The sequence below is a fragment of the Ruegeria sp. AL7 genome (assembly GCF_056536105.1).
On sequence record NZ_JBQFJF010000001.1, the window covers coordinates 790,360 to 803,524 of the forward strand.

Sequence of the window (13,165 nt, forward strand, 5' to 3'; positions counted from 1 at the left end):
ATGACGCGCCATTGTCACCTGCAAATACCGGACGTCATGCCTATCCATTCGGAAACCCGCCACCTGCCTTATACAGCCCAGCAGATGTACGACCTGGTTGCCGACGTGGCCAAGTACCCGCAATTTCTGCCGTGGTGCGCTGCTGCCCGCATTCGCAAGACCTATGCGCTGGAAGAGGCTGAGGTGATGGAGGCAGATCTGGTCATCTCGTTCAAGGTTTTCCGGGAACGATTTGGCAGCAAGGTAACCCTGTTTGCGGATCAAAAGAAAATCGACACCGAATACCTGGACGGCCCCTTCAAATACATGAAATCCGACTGGCAGTTCGAGGACGCGCCTGATGGGGGTTGCAACGTCTCGTTCCATGTGGACTTCGAATTCAAGAATGCCATCCTGCAAGGGATTATCGGCGTGGTATTCAACGAAGCCATGCATCGGATCGTGCGCGCGTTCGAGGCGCGCGCGCAACAACTCTACAGCTAGGTCTTTACCCTTGTCAGGCGCACGCTAGACTACGCGCATGACGGAATTTACAGCATCATTGGCCGCATTTGCGGCAGGCCCGGTTTCGACGTCGTCTCAGGCAAGAATCGTCACGTCGCTTTCCGTTCTTGACTGGGTCGCTGTGGGCCGGGCAGGCGTGCGCGAACCCGTCTCAGCCACGGTTCGCGACATGATACTGTCCGAGGGTGGGAATCCTCAGGCACATCTCTTTGGCGGCGACTCGGCACCGCTGCGCGGTGCGGCTTTGGTCAACGGCACGGTGTCCCACGCGCTGGATTACGATGACACGCATTTCGCCCATATCGGGCATCCTTCCGTCGCCATTTTGCCCGCAGCCCTTGCTGTGGCCGAATGGGATGACCGTATTCTAGTCGACATGCTCGAAGCCGTTTTGGTGGGTATGGAAACCTCAATCCGAATTGGCTTGTGGCTGGGACGCGGCCACTATCAGGCAGGGTTTCATCAGACGGCAACATCCGGTGCCTTCGGGGCGGCAGTTGCTGTTGGCCGTTTGCTGGGGTTTAACGCAAACCAGATGCGAATGGTTCTGGGTCTGACGGCAACGCGTGCGGCGGGGCTGAAGGCGCAGTTCGGAACCATGGGCAAGCCGTATAACGCCGGACTTGCCGCCTCGGCAGGGGTCGAGACCGCCTTGCTGGTGCAGCGCGGTTTTCAGGTCAACGCCGACGCGCTGGAAGGTCCTTTTGGGTTTGGCGCAACGCATCAAGGCGCAGCAGACCAAACTGCTCTGGATGGGTTGGGCGATGAATGGCTGTTTGAAACGGTCAGCCACAAGTTTCACGCCTGTTGCCACGGTCTTCACGCCGCGCTGGAAGCTGCGCGGGAGTTGGACATAGCAGAACCCGAGGTCGCCGAGATCCAGATAAAAACGCATCCGCGCTGGATGAGTGTGTGCAATCAGCTGTCGCCGACAACCGGACTGGGAGCCAAGTTTTCCTATCGGACAGTGATCGCGATGCAGGCGCTGGGATATGATACGGCTTTGCCAGGCAGTTTCACTGACAAGGTCTGCCTCGACCCGCGTATAACGTCTTTGCGCGACCGCATCACGGTCAAGGCAGATGAAAGCCTGTCAGAAACGCAGTCGCATCTGTCCCTGCTGCGTCGCGATGGCATTCGCCGCGAAGCAACGCATGATCTGCTGAACCCAATGCCGCTGTCTGACCGCGAGGATCGCGTGCGCGACAAAGCGACCAAGCTGATCGGCGCGGATGAGGCGGACTCGATCTGGTCGATGCTGCGCACCGGGGGACGTGCTTGCGATTTGGCCGAACAAGTGGCGGGTTAAGCCACGCGCCAGTGCAACGGAAAGCCCGGGTCAAACACAGTGACCGGTCCATCGCCTGTGTCAATCTTTGAGGGATACGAAACGGGCTCACCCTTGGTCAGGGTGATCATCTCCTGGTTCACGGGCAAGCGATAGAAACCTGGCCCGTTGAGCGACACAAATCCTTCCAGCTTGTCCAAAGCACCTTCCCGGTCAAACATCTCGGCGACCAAAGACATAGTGTTGGTCGCTGTGAAACAACCGGCACAGCCACAAGCCATTTCCTTGTTTGCATCCGTGTGCGGGGCGCTGTCTGTACCCAGAAAAAACCGCGCATCGCCCGATGTTGCAGCGGATAGCAGGGTCAGACGGTGTTCTTCGCGCTTGGCAACGGGAAGGCAGTAGTAATGCGGTTTGATGCCACCAACCAGGATGTGGTTGCGGTTGATAATCAGGTGATGCGCCGTGATCGTTGCACCCAGATCAATCACGTTGGCTTTGACATAATCCACACCATTGGACGTGGTGATATGTTCCATCACCACACGCAAGCCTGGTGTCGATCTGCGGATCGGATCAAGAACCCGGTCGATGAACACGGCTTCGCGGTCAAATATATCGATCTCGGGATCCGTCACCTCGCCATGTACGCACATGGGCAAGCCGATTTCGGCCATCTTCTCAAGCACCGGGCGCACTTTGTCGAAATCGCGCACACCCGAGGCAGAGTTGGTCGTAGCCCCGGCAGGATACAGTTTGACGGCTTTGATCACACCGCTGGCATGGGCCGCTGCGACATCTGCGGCATCTGTATTTTCGGTCAGATACAGGGTCATCAGCGGCTCGAACGTCATACCGTCGGGAAGGGCCGCCAGAATGCGGTCTCGATAGGCGACAGCTTGGTCGCCACGCACAACCGGCGGCACTAGGTTCGGCATAATGATCGCACGGGCGAAATGGCGCGCGGTTTCGGGCAGAACGGCTTGTAGCATCGCGCCATCGCGCAGATGCAGGTGCCAGTCGTCGGGGCGGTGGAGCGTAAGGGTGTCGGTCATGGCCTTCCGCTAACATAGCTGTTGCGAAAGACCAACTGCGTCCGCGCAAGCCACAAAGAAAATCTTGTCAACCGACCTGAACGTCGTAGCTCTGAGAAAGGTTGAGGCCTTGACGGCCAGACGGTTGCATGACCTGTTTATCCCTAAAGCAGAAAGGGGTTCCATGACACAGCCAGTTTCCATCGATGCCGTGCAGCAGATGCTGGGTCGTCAGGGCTATGTCTGTGGTCGCGCCCTTGCGACGGTTGTGTTCCTGTCGCTGAAGCTTGGACGCCCGTTGTTTCTGGAAGGCGAGGCAGGGGTGGGAAAGACCGAGATCGCCAAGGCTCTGGCATCCGGGTTGAACCGGCGCCTGATCCGTCTGCAATGCTACGAAGGTCTGGATGCGTCTTCTGCCGTTTACGAATGGAACTTTCCGGCGCAGATGGTCGCGATCCGAACGGCCGAGGCCGCAGGTGGGGCCGACCGGGGCGCGTTGCAGGCGGAACTGTTTTCGGATGAATACCTGATCGAACGCCCCTTGTTGCAGGCAATGCGCCCGGACGAAAATGGAGCGCCGGTTCTTCTGATCGACGAACTGGACCGGACCGATGAACCGTTCGAAGCCTTTCTACTGGAAGCTCTGAGTGATTTTCAGGTCACGATTCCTGAACTGGGCACTGTTGTAGCACCCGAACCACCGATTGTAATTGTCACGTCGAACCGGACCCGCGAAGTGCACGATGCCCTCAAGCGTCGCTGCCTGTATCACTGGGTTGATTATCCTGATTTCGAACGTGAGATCGAAATTCTGCATGCGCGCGCGCCTGAAGCTGCGGAAGGGCTTAGTCGCGAGGTTGTAGCCTTCGTTCAACGTTTGCGCACCGAGGATTTGTTCAAGAAACCCGGTGTGGCCGAGACCATCGACTGGGCGAAATGCCTGTTGGCGCTGGATGTGTTGAACCTCAGCCCCGAGGTGATCGGCGACACGCTGGGTGCGATCCTGAAATATCAGGACGACATTCAAAAACTTCAGGGGTCCGAGGCCAAACGCATCCTCGACGAGGCCAAGGCCACGCTCGAACCGGTCTGATGTTTCATCTTTTTCCAAATACTCCGGGGGTATGGGGGCAGAGCCCCCATAACGTCTGATGGCCGAACAACTTCCGCTGGATATCCCAGACAACCCAAAGCTGGCGCACAACATCACCCATTTTGCCCGCGCACTCAGAAAGGCTGGGCTGCCAATCGGACCCGGTCGTGTGATCGACGCAATTCGTGCGGTGCAGGCGGCAGGTTTTTCCGAGAAACAGGATTTCTATTGGACCTTACACGCCTGTTTCGTGAACCGCCCGGAACACCGCGTGGTTTTTGCGCAAGTCTTCCGAATGTACTGGCGAGATCCGCGTTACATGGAACACATGATGGCTATGATGCTTCCTGCAATTCGCGGCGTTCAGGAAGAACGCAAGGCCGATGCCGGTGAAAAGCGCGCAGCTGAGGCGCTGCTGGACGGGGTTGAGCGTGATTTGCCGGACGCTGCAGGACAAGGGGAAGACGAAACCGAGATCGAAATCGACGCAACCCAGACTGCATCGTCCGAGGAGCGGCTGCGCAATCTGGACTTCGAGCAGATGAGCACCGCCGAAATCGCGCAGGCCAAGCGCGTATTGGCGCGGATGACACTGCCAGTAAAGCCAATTGAATCACGCCGCGGGCAGACCAGCCATCTGGGGCACCGCATCGACCGTGCCCGCACCTTGCGCGCGGCCATGCGGCAAGGGGGTGAGTTGCGCGATATTGCCAGACTACAACCCAAACCGCGCTGGCCAAATCTTGTCGCACTTTGCGATATTTCCGGCTCGATGAGCCAGTACAGTCGGATCATCCTGCATTTCCTGCACACGGTATCGAACACCAAGGGAGCGGGTTGGGCCAAGGTCCATGCCTTCACATTCGGCACACGCCTGACCAACATAACGCGCCACCTGCACCAACGAGATGTAGACGCGGCACTTGCCGCCGCAGGTGCCGAGGCACAGGATTGGGAGGGCGGCACTAGTATCGGCGAGTGCCTGCATCAATTCAATCGGGACTGGTCACGCCGGGTGATGGGGCAAGGGGTGGTTGTTCTGCTGATCACCGACGGGCTCGAGCGAGGTGATCCCGAGCTCCTCAGGAAAGAGATTGAGCGTCTGCACCTGTCCTCAAAACGCCTGATCTGGCTGAATCCCTTGTTGCGTTGGGACGGGTTCGCGCCCAGGGCGCAAGGGGTTGCCGCGATGCTGCCGCATGTTGACAGTTTTCGCGCAGGGCATTCGATTGCCTCACTCGAAGACTTGGCCACAGCGATTTCACAACCCGACGATCATGGGCAGAAAGCGCGGCTGATGGCCGCGCTTTCCGACTAGCAGCTTACGACAGCTGTTCTTCATTGCACTTGCGGGCCATCTCCATGGCTTTGTAAGTGCCTGTCAGATCGACTGTGAAGGCATATGTTGTCTCAGGGAAAACGATCATGACCTTTTTCTTGGCCAGATCATCCGCGAACTGAGGGCTGTCCGACAGGACATATCCACCGGAATAGCCTTTGGTGATGTTACCTTTCATGCCGGTCGCTTCACCCAGATAGATGTTGTCGCCCAGCAGGATAGCAACTTCTTGCGTCTCGCCACGTTTGATATCGGTTTCAGCCTTGGTGAACACGCCGACATATCCGACACCGCGATCTTCGGTCAGTCCCATCTGAACGACGTTTTCCGCATCATCGACGGCCTCGATCAGGCAGGATTTCTTTTCATTGTCGATGAAGACTTTCCAGCCTTCAACCTCTCCATAGCGTTGGAATGTGTCAGCCCACGCTGCGGTTGACGTCAAAAGACCAACTGCCGCGCCCAGTGCAAGAATACGTTTCAACTGCATGTCTCCGATCTATGAATTGTTTGGTATGCAAGCCAGACCCGATGCCGGTTGCCTGTACAGGCTAGAACTCGGGTCACAAACAATCAATGCTATGATTTGTTGAATATCTTTCAGGCCGTGGCGTTGCCTAATGGGGTCCAATATAGACCTTTTGGTAAGCTTGGTGCGCTTTTCATCCCGCAAATCCCGCTTATGTTGGTGTAATAGGTCATCCAGAGGTTCCGATGAAGCGATTCGACAACAGTCCTGAAACGGCGCTTGACTGGCACCGCAGCGGGCGCGGCGCGGCGCTCGCTACAGTTGTCGAAACCTGGGGCAGTGCGCCGCGGCGGGTGGGATCCCAATTGGTGATTGGCGGCGATGGTCGGATCGAAGGTTCCGTTTCTGGTGGATGTGTCGAAGGTGCTGTTATCGTCGAGGCGCTTGAAGCCATTGATGAAGGCGAAGCGCGTTTGCTTGAATTCGGGGTCAGTGACGACGATGCTTTCGCGGTTGGTTTGGCCTGTGGGGGGACCATACGCATTCTTGTCGAACCCATAGGAAAAGTCCTGCCAGAATCTATGTTGGCGGAACTGGTTGCCGCTCGGGCCGCTCGAACGCCCGTTGCCTACGAAGTCAACATCGAGACCGGGCGCAGGGCGCTGCGCCGCAACGCTTATGCCGACAGGCTGCGTATGGATCGGTCAGGGTTCGAAGAGGATGGCCAGACCTTTGTCGCAGTACATAACCCACCGCTGAGGTTGCTGGTTGTTGGGGCGGTTCACATTGCGCAGGCTCTGGTGCCGATGGCGCGGATTGCGGGCTATGATCCAACAATTATCGACCCGCGTGACGCCTTCGCGTCCAGTGCGCGTTTTCCCGGTGAAACGATCCTGACGGATTGGCCGGATGAAGCCGTTGCGAATCTTGGACTGGACGCGCGGACCGCTATTGTCCTGCTGACACATGACCCAAAACTCGATGATCCGGCGCTACAAGCCGCGTTGGACGCCGATGTGTTCTATATCGGTGCATTGGGGTCAACACGCACCCATGCCAAGCGCATTGAGCGTATGAAAGCGGCCGGTTTCACCGATGCGCAAATCTCTGGCATTCATGGTCCCATTGGCCTGGATATCGGGGCCGCCGGTCCTTCGGAAATCGCGGTTGCGATACTGGCACAGATAACGGCCGTTCTGCGAGGGAAAGCATGAAATTTGGGCCTGTGCCGGTGTCCCAGGCAGAGGGGGCCATTCTGGCGCATTCGGTTACAGCGGATGGGCGAAAGTTTCGCAAAGGGCTTGAATTGCGCTCGGAACATTTGGCGCAACTGGAAAAGGCTGGTCTAAGCGAGGTCATTGTTGCCCGGCTGGATACCGGTGATTGCCATGAAGATCAGGCGGCACGCAAACTGGCGTCTGCGCTGGCACCTGATCCGGCATCAGCCAACTTGCGGGTTACCGAGGCATTTACCGGGCGGGTAAACCTTTTGGCCGAGGGGCCAGGGGTTGCCGTGCTCGATGTTCGTGCACTTGAATTGTTCAATCTGGTCAATCCAATGATTACCGTTGCGACCGTTCCGCAGTACCAGCAAATGGGTGCGAACGGCATGGTGGCGACCATCAAGGTCATCTCATATGCCGTGCCAGAGGCTGATGTTCAGCGTGCCGCCGGTCTGGCACAAGGGGCTGTGCGTTTGGCGCGGCCAGTTCATCGGACAGCCGGTCTTGTTGTCTCAGAGATACCCGGTGGGCCACCGAACGAAAAGGGGATTGCCGCCATTCGGGGACGGGTCGAGGCATTGGGAATGGAGCTTTCGGATGTGCAGATTGTTCCGCATCGAACAGATTCCTTGACCAGCGCGATTTCTAAGGGGAAGGGTGATCTGCTAATGATATTGACGGGTTCGGCCACCTCGGACCCAAACGATGTCGCACCGTCGGCCGTTCGGCAGGCCGGTGGGACGATTGATCGCTTTGGTATGCCGGTTGATCCGGGAAACCTGCTGTTTCTGGGAGACCTGCAAGGCCGACCTGTGATCGGTTTGCCGGGATGCGCCCGCTCTCCGGCGTTGAATGGGGCGGATTGGGTGCTGTCGCGTGTCGCATGCGGGATTGAAACAACAGGCGCAGATATTGCCGGAATGGGTGTTGGCGGATTGCTGAAGGAAATCCCAACCAGACCCCAGCCGCGAGCGAAACGAAACGACTGACCGCCGCCAAGGTTCGTGATACGGCCTATCACACCGCGCTTGCGGCCAGTTTATTACTGATATTCTAGGGTTTTCTCATCCTTGGCAACACGCCGGGTCGCCAATACGCGCCGGTGTCCTCCCGCGCTTTCTGAAACTGTTCGACCCTATCCCGGGCAGCTTCGCCCCCTGCATCGAAGAGATGACCGAGCAGGCATTCCAGAACCGCCATCGCGCCAGAAAAGCTTGAAAACGGATGTAATGTGCGGGTGCTGACGCTAAGAACCACATCCGGATTGACGCCGGGGGCAATCACCTCGCTATCCGACAGCAACACAATCTTCATGGCTCGGTCGCGGGCAAAGCGCATCGACTGGATCGTATCTGCGGAATAGGGATGGACCGTGACGGCAAACAAACAATCCTCGGACGTGGCCTCGACTAGGTCGTCGATGGCCGAGCCCATGTGCCGAGGTATCAGCTGTAATCCGGGATGGGCCATACGGCCGGCGTAGTGAAAGTAATAGGCCAGCGCATGGCTGGCCCTTGTGGCGGTCACATAACAGCGACGTGCAGACACCATGTACTCAACGGCACGCTTGGCCAAATTCGGCTCCATCAGACGCAGAGAGCGGGACACAACATTCATCTCATTGCGCGCGAATCTGGCCTGTGCGCCGTGGAAAAGGTCTTGGCCGGGTGATGTGGTTAGCCACTCTTGACCTATCCTGTCTTCGCTGTCTGTTGTGAGGGCAAGGCGAAATGGGTGGCGGAAGGCGTCAAAACTGTCGAAACCCATACGCTGTGCCAGTCGAACAAGAACACTGGTGCTGATGCCGATCCGATTAGCGGTCACCCGGACCGGGTTCAGGCCGAAATCACCGGGATGGTCGATGATATACTTCGCCGCGACTTGCATCTGCGCAGGCATCTCGTCGATCTCGCGCCGAATTTGGCTGGTCAAGGCTGCAAGGGTAGGTGCCATGCAGAAAAGAAACATATGTTTTCTTTTGTGTAAATTGAAAACGTCTTCCGGCGACTCTAACTGAAGGCAAAGACTTGGGTGGTGCTATGACATCAAAAACAACCGACAGCTTGGACAGGCCCTACATTCTGGTTGCGCCAAACGGCGCCCGGCGGAGCGCGTTGGATCATCCCGCCTTACCGCTCAGGATTGATCAGATCGTCACGTCAGCACGGGATTGTCATGCTGCGGGTGCGGACGGGTTGCATCTGCATATTCGAGATGCAGACGGACGGCATTCACTGGACGCCGGATTGTACCGGGAAACGCTCGCGGAATTGCAGCGCGAGGTTCCAGAAATGAAGCTACAGATCACGACTGAAGCCGCCGGGCAGTTCGACGTAGCATCGCAACTGGACTGTCTGCGAAAGGTGCGACCTGAATGGGCCTCAATCTCGGTGCGTGAAATCGCCCGCGACCTTAACCTTGCACCCAGGGTCTATGCACAATGCGCGGATCAGGGCACACGGGTTCAGCACATTTTGTATGATGCAGAGGACGCACGATTACTGGACCATTGGCGCGCTCAGGGCATCGTACAGGCGAACCAGACAGACCGTTTGCTTGTTCTGGGGCGATACAGCGATGGACAGCAATCTATGCCAGCCGATCTCGAGGCTTTTCCAAAAAGCCCGGCTCGTTGGATGGTGTGCGCCTTTGGTGCGCAAGAACATGCCTGTCTGGCCGAGGCTGCACGACGCGGTGGTGACGTGCGGGTTGGGTTTGAGAACAGTCTGACGGGGCCGGATGGCAGACCTTGGGCAGATAACGCGGCTTCGGTCGCAGCATTAGTTGAATTGCTTGGAAGGGCAAAGAAATGAGTCATGTTTTCCCACGTCACACGAAATCGGACCTCCCCGTCGCGGTTGGCGGCGATGGCTGTTATCTGATTGATGCAGAGGGCAAGCGATACCTGGATTGCGGTGATGCCGCGGTATCATGTCTGGGTCATTCGAATCAGGCCGTGATCCAAGCGGTACAGCAACAGGTGGAACAGATCGCTTTTGCACATACCGGGTTCATGACATCGGAACCGGCCGAGGCTTTGGCCGAATTGTTGATCCGGCATGCACCGGGGGATCTGGACCGTGTGTATTTTGTTTCGGGCGGGTCGGAGGCGACCGAAGCGGCGATCAAACTGGCGCGCCAATATTTTCTAGAAATCGGACAACCTGAACGCCGTCACGTTATCGCGCGAAAGCAAAGCTATCACGGCAACACTTTGGGGGCTTTGTCCGCAGGGGGTAACGCATGGAGACGGGCACAATTCGCTCCGATGCTGATCGAGATGACCCATATCTCTGCCTGCTACGAATATGCTGAAAAACCGGAAGACGAGAGCAGTTTTGACTACGGCCAGCGTGTGGCGAATGAATTGGAAACTGAAATCCTGCGGCTGGGTCCCGATACGGTCATGGCATTTATGGCCGAACCAGTGGTCGGGGCCACCCTTGGCGCAGTTCCTGCGGTTGAAGGATATTTCAAGCGTATTCGCGAGATTTGCGACCACTATGGTGTGTTGCTGATCTTGGATGAGGTGATGTGCGGTATGGGCCGAACCGGTCACATGTTTGCCTGCGATCATGACGGTATCGAACCGGATATTCTTTGTATTGCCAAGGGGTTGGGGGCTGGATATCAACCAATCGGAGCCATGCTGTGCACCGGTAAAATCTATGACGCGATCCGCGATGGATCAGGGTTTTTCCAGCATGGGCACACCTATGTCGGTCATCCAGTCGCCACAGCCGCCGCATTGGCGGTGGTCCGTGAGTTGACCGAACGGGATTTACCTGCGCGTGCCGGGGTCATGGGCAACAAGCTGCAATCTGCCCTTGAGGCAGCATTCGGACAGCACCCGAACGTGGGAGATATCCGTGGTCGTGGGTTGTTCCGAGGTGTTGAACTGGTCGTTGACCGTGACACCAAGGAACCTTTTGATCCATCACGCGGCATCGCAGGTAAGGTGAAAAAGGCAGCACTGGCTGAAGGGTTGATTTGCTATCCCATGGCAGGCACGCGGGATGGCCGGAACGGCGATCACGTCCTGCTGGCGCCGCCTTTTATCATCGAAGAGGAACAGATAGGCGAACTCGTCAGCAAACTGGAACGCGCCATTTCCGCCGTGCTTTGACATTACCGTGAGCGCACTGTTCGCCCGCAGGTTATTTGTTAGTGTCGCGGGAGAAGTATCTGAAAAGGCGAAATCAATGGCGCTGGATATTTGGCGCAGTTTCCGCGCGCTTCCCCTTTGGGTGCAGATCTGGGTGGCCGTAATATTGGTGCCGGTTAATTTGGTTCCGCTTGCTTTCCTGGATCAGCCGCAGGGGATGCTCATCGCTGTTCTGGCGATTACCGGTATGGCGCTGAACATACCCATCATGGCGGTTGCGCGCGGGATGAGCGGTGCGATGGCTTTGCCGCACATTCTGTGCTGGGTTCCACTGGTTGTCATCGTAACGCTTTTGTTGTTTTCCGATGCGACCCTGAGCATTGCCTTTATCAAGTTTCTTTGGGTGCTTCTGATCGTTGACATAATTTCCTTGCTTTTCGACTTCAGAGATGCGGTCAACTGGTTACGAAGCAGACGCGCGACCTGAACAAAAAAGCCCCTTCGGCAGCGAAGGGGCTTTGATCGTTTCTGTCTTTTAAGCAGATTACTTATGCGGAAGCGGGCCGATCATCATGACCATCTGACGGCCTTCCATCTTCGGCATGTTTTCGATCTTGCCGACCTCTTTGATGTCTTCGGCCACACGTTCCAGCAATTCGCGACCCAGGTTCTGGTGTGCCATTTCACGGCCACGAAAGCGCAGGGTGACTTTGACCTTGTCGCCCTTTTCCAGAAACTTAAAGACGTTCTTCATTTTGACGTCATAGTCATGCGTATCGGTGTTCGGTCGGAACTTGACCTCTTTCACTTCGATGACTTTTTGTTTTTTGCGCGCTTCGTTTTCGCGTTTTTGCGTTTCGTACTTGTACTTGCCGAAATCCATGATCTTGCAGACCGGTGGGTTCGCATTGGGCGAGATTTCGACCAGATCAAGACCTGCATCTGCGGCCATCTGCATGGCTTTGGCGGGATGAACCACCCCGACGTTTTCACCTTCGGCGCCAATCAGGCGAATTTCGGGGGCACGGATCTTATCATTGACGCGCGGGCCGGTGTCTCTCTGTGGCGGCGCGTTGTGAGGTCTGCGAGCTATGGGTTCATTCCTTTGATGATTGCAGAATTTCGAGCCCGGAATTTAAACCGGGCAGAGCCGCACTTCAAGCGGCATAAATACAGGGTAATGCGAAAAAACTTGTTTTCTGCCGGTGTTTTTCGCGTTCAGGGTGGCAAAGCCCTGAACGCAGGGTTGCTTTAGCCGACAAAGGCTTTTTCGATCACGAACTCCTTGGGTTCTGAGTTTGCACCTTCACGCAATCCAAACCCTTCGAGGATTTCCTTGATATCCAGGTTGAAAGCCAACGAACCGCAAACCATTGCACGGTCGGTTTCGGGCTTGATGCCACCGTCAATACCCAAGTCGGAAAACACGGTGCCGTCCTGAAGCAAAGTGGTGATGCGACCCATCTTTGGGCTCTCTTCCCGTGTGGTGGTCGGGTAATAGCGGATCTTGTCGGCAAATCCTTCACCGATCAGTTCGGCCAACAGTTCGTCCTGACGGATGCTGTCGATCAGCTGACGGCCATATTCCAGCTCTGCCACTTCGCGGCAGGTGTGGGTGATGATGACCTCGTCATAGTCCTCATAGGTCTGCGGTTCACGCAGCAGCGAGGCAAAAGGCGCAAAGCCGGTGCCGGTCGCAAAAAACCACAGGCGCTTGCCGGGCAGCAGGGCGTCATGCACCAATGTGCCAACCGGTTTGGGACGCAGGATAATCTGGTCACCCGGTTTGATATGTTGCAATTTCGAGGTCAGCGGGCCGTTCTGAACCTTGATCGAATAAAACTCCAGCTCTTCATCCCACGAGGGCGAGGCGATGGAATAGGCGCGCAGCAACGGCTTGCCGTTGTCACCCAGAAGACCAATCATCACAAACTCGCCCGAACGGAAACGCAGCGAGGCCGGGCGAGACACCTTGAATGAAAACAGGCTGTCGGTCCAGTGTTTGACATCGGTTACAGTTTGCGCGTCCGGCAGGACGGGGATTTTTACGGCGGTTGCTTCGCTCACGGGCTTCATCTCTGTCATCGTTTACCTGCCGGTCTGCTAAACC

14 protein-coding genes are annotated in these 13,165 nt (G+C 56.8%); 9 read left to right on the plus strand and 5 right to left on the minus strand.

Annotated elements, in window-relative coordinates; all coding sequences use genetic code 11:
• Positions 1-36 precede the first annotated feature (36 nt).
• Both ACR3E2_RS03920 and ACR3E2_RS03925 read left to right on the plus strand, forming a co-directional pair.
• Positions 37-483, plus strand: coding sequence for a type II toxin-antitoxin system RatA family toxin (locus ACR3E2_RS03920; protein ID WP_480481682.1), 447 nt, complete (start codon positions 37-39; stop codon positions 481-483).
• Positions 484-520: 37 nt separating this feature from the next.
• On the plus strand, positions 521-1,813 hold the full coding sequence (locus tag ACR3E2_RS03925) for an MmgE/PrpD family protein (protein ID WP_480481167.1): 1,293 nt from the start codon (positions 521-523) through the stop codon (positions 1,811-1,813).
• Here ACR3E2_RS03925 and pyrC read toward each other — a convergent pair.
• Positions 1,810-2,847: a dihydroorotase gene (gene pyrC / locus ACR3E2_RS03930; protein WP_480481165.1), complete on the minus strand. Its 1,038-nt coding sequence runs from the start codon at positions 2,845-2,847 to the stop codon at positions 1,810-1,812. The two genes, ACR3E2_RS03925 and pyrC, sit on opposite strands and share 4 nt — an antisense overlap.
• Positions 2,848-3,010: 163 nt before the next feature.
• Here pyrC and ACR3E2_RS03935 point away from each other — a divergent pair, with 163 nt between their 5' ends.
• Together ACR3E2_RS03935 and ACR3E2_RS03940 are read left to right on the plus strand one after the other, a co-directional pair.
• Positions 3,011-3,919: an AAA family ATPase gene (locus tag ACR3E2_RS03935; protein WP_480481163.1), complete on the plus strand. Its 909-nt coding sequence runs from the start codon at positions 3,011-3,013 to the stop codon at positions 3,917-3,919.
• A gap of 58 nt (positions 3,920-3,977) precedes the next feature.
• Positions 3,978-5,237, plus strand: a complete 1,260-nt coding sequence (locus ACR3E2_RS03940) for a vWA domain-containing protein (RefSeq protein ID WP_480481161.1) — start codon at positions 3,978-3,980, stop codon at positions 5,235-5,237.
• Positions 5,238-5,241: 4 nt separating this feature from the next.
• On the opposite strand, the gene ACR3E2_RS03945 is transcribed toward ACR3E2_RS03940, so the two are convergent.
• The gene (locus ACR3E2_RS03945) at positions 5,242-5,748 is read right to left on the minus strand and encodes a hypothetical protein (RefSeq protein WP_480481159.1); all 507 of its coding nucleotides are present in this window, start codon (positions 5,746-5,748) and stop codon (positions 5,242-5,244) included.
• A gap of 224 nt (positions 5,749-5,972) precedes the next feature.
• Here ACR3E2_RS03945 and ACR3E2_RS03950 point away from each other — a divergent pair, with 224 nt between their 5' ends.
• A complete protein-coding gene (locus ACR3E2_RS03950) occupies positions 5,973-6,941 on the plus strand; it encodes an XdhC family protein (protein ID WP_480481157.1) in 969 nt (322 codons plus the stop codon).
• A complete protein-coding gene (locus ACR3E2_RS03955) occupies positions 6,938-7,939 on the plus strand; it encodes a molybdopterin-binding protein (protein ID WP_480481155.1) in 1,002 nt (333 codons plus the stop codon). The genes ACR3E2_RS03950 and ACR3E2_RS03955 overlap by 4 nt, the downstream gene beginning before the upstream one ends.
• A 64-nt stretch (positions 7,940-8,003) precedes the next feature.
• On the opposite strand, the gene ACR3E2_RS03960 is transcribed toward ACR3E2_RS03955, so the two are convergent.
• On the minus strand, positions 8,004-8,903 hold the full coding sequence (locus ACR3E2_RS03960) for a MurR/RpiR family transcriptional regulator (RefSeq protein WP_480481153.1): 900 nt from the start codon (positions 8,901-8,903) through the stop codon (positions 8,004-8,006).
• 86 nt (positions 8,904-8,989) lie between these two features.
• On the opposite strand from ACR3E2_RS03960, the gene ACR3E2_RS03965 reads away from it, so the two are divergent.
• The 3 genes from ACR3E2_RS03965 (at position 8,990) to ACR3E2_RS03975 (ending at position 11,542) form a co-directional block, all read left to right on the plus strand.
• The gene (locus ACR3E2_RS03965) at positions 8,990-9,763 is read left to right on the plus strand and encodes a beta-keto acid cleavage family enzyme (protein ID WP_480481151.1); all 774 of its coding nucleotides are present in this window, start codon (positions 8,990-8,992) and stop codon (positions 9,761-9,763) included.
• The gene (locus tag ACR3E2_RS03970) at positions 9,760-11,076 is read left to right on the plus strand and encodes an aspartate aminotransferase family protein (protein ID WP_480481149.1); all 1,317 of its coding nucleotides are present in this window, start codon (positions 9,760-9,762) and stop codon (positions 11,074-11,076) included. Before ACR3E2_RS03965 ends, ACR3E2_RS03970 begins: the two co-directional genes overlap by 4 nt.
• Positions 11,077-11,152: 76 nt before the next feature.
• Complete coding sequence (locus tag ACR3E2_RS03975) at positions 11,153-11,542, plus strand: hypothetical protein (RefSeq protein WP_480481147.1); 390 nt, start codon at positions 11,153-11,155, stop codon at positions 11,540-11,542.
• Positions 11,543-11,599: 57 nt separating this feature from the next.
• Here the strand turns inward: ACR3E2_RS03975 and infC are convergent, their stop codons facing one another.
• On the minus strand, positions 11,600-12,190 hold the full coding sequence (gene infC / locus ACR3E2_RS03980; protein WP_480492811.1) for a translation initiation factor IF-3: 591 nt from the start codon (positions 12,188-12,190) through the stop codon (positions 11,600-11,602).
• A gap of 116 nt (positions 12,191-12,306) precedes the next feature.
• Positions 12,307-13,140 (minus strand): ferredoxin--NADP reductase, encoded by an 834-nt coding sequence (locus tag ACR3E2_RS03985; RefSeq protein ID WP_480481146.1) that lies wholly within the window; start codon positions 13,138-13,140, stop codon positions 12,307-12,309.
• Between the last annotated feature and the right edge of the window lie 25 nt (positions 13,141-13,165).

Bases quoted from the DNA above. Each gene is read 5' to 3' on its own strand.
- ACR3E2_RS03945 (WP_480481159.1), bottom strand. From the start codon at position 5,748: ATGCAGTTGAAACGTATTCTTGCACTGGGCGCGGCAGTTGGTCTTTTG.
- ACR3E2_RS03955 (WP_480481155.1), top strand. From the start codon at position 6,938: ATGAAATTTGGGCCTGTGCCGGTGTCCCAGGCAGAGGGGGCCATTCTG.
- ACR3E2_RS03925 (WP_480481167.1), top strand. From the start codon at position 521: ATGACGGAATTTACAGCATCATTGGCCGCATTTGCGGCAGGCCCGGTT.
- ACR3E2_RS03970 (WP_480481149.1), top strand. From the start codon at position 9,760: ATGAGTCATGTTTTCCCACGTCACACGAAATCGGACCTCCCCGTCGCG.
- ACR3E2_RS03965 (WP_480481151.1), top strand. From the start codon at position 8,990: ATGACATCAAAAACAACCGACAGCTTGGACAGGCCCTACATTCTGGTT.
- ACR3E2_RS03950 (WP_480481157.1), top strand. From the start codon at position 5,973: ATGAAGCGATTCGACAACAGTCCTGAAACGGCGCTTGACTGGCACCGC.
- ACR3E2_RS03985 (WP_480481146.1), bottom strand. From the start codon at position 13,140: ATGACAGAGATGAAGCCCGTGAGCGAAGCAACCGCCGTAAAAATCCCC.
- pyrC (WP_480481165.1), bottom strand. From the start codon at position 2,847: ATGACCGACACCCTTACGCTCCACCGCCCCGACGACTGGCACCTGCAT.
- ACR3E2_RS03975 (WP_480481147.1), top strand. From the start codon at position 11,153: ATGGCGCTGGATATTTGGCGCAGTTTCCGCGCGCTTCCCCTTTGGGTG.
- ACR3E2_RS03935 (WP_480481163.1), top strand. From the start codon at position 3,011: ATGACACAGCCAGTTTCCATCGATGCCGTGCAGCAGATGCTGGGTCGT.
- ACR3E2_RS03960 (WP_480481153.1), bottom strand. From the start codon at position 8,903: ATGGCACCTACCCTTGCAGCCTTGACCAGCCAAATTCGGCGCGAGATC.
- ACR3E2_RS03940 (WP_480481161.1), top strand. From the start codon at position 3,978: ATGGCCGAACAACTTCCGCTGGATATCCCAGACAACCCAAAGCTGGCG.
- ACR3E2_RS03920 (WP_480481682.1), top strand. From the start codon at position 37: ATGCCTATCCATTCGGAAACCCGCCACCTGCCTTATACAGCCCAGCAG.